This window comes from Psychrobacter sp. 1U2 (genome assembly GCF_051847575.1).
Map to the genome: position 1 here is coordinate 1 of NZ_JBPYDC010001651.1, position 549 is coordinate 549.

Here is a 549-nt window from a genome sequence, read left to right on the forward strand (position 1 = left end):
TATCAAATTGATTGGGGTGATAGCGACGTAGTCGCGCAGTTTAATCGTGTGGCAGCTGAATTATTGAGGCAGCAAGATGACTGGATCGTTATCGATGGCAGCGACAAATCACAAGCAGCAACTGAGTTTTGCCATCAGGTATTACAAGCGATGCAAGGAGCGCTGGCAAGTAGTATCAACATACATGCATCTGCCGACCTTAAAAGGAATAGTAAAACTATCAATACGATTACTAGTACGCCTAAAAGTGACGCCAGCCTAAGTGACGACAACAGGCAGCCAAAACTTGTCTCTGTAGATATACCCGATCAATTAATAGATATTAAGAATCCTGATATCGATAAGTCCGACTATCATAAACAACTTGCAAACAAGCAGTCTGAGCTTGCAGAGTTACTACGCACGCGTAAAGGTCGTCATGTGGTATTTGCCTTTGAGGGAATGGACGCAGCAGGTAAGGGCGGCGCTATTAAGAGACTGGTCACGCCACTCGACCCACGTGAATATCAAATTTATAATATTGGCGCACCGATGTTGTATGAGTTGCAG

At 44.4% G+C, this 549-nt stretch carries 1 pseudogene; it reads left to right on the forward strand.

The features are described 5' to 3' along the window. Window positions 1-549: pseudogene (locus ACS8FD_RS23680) on the forward strand (ATPase); the annotation flags it as partial.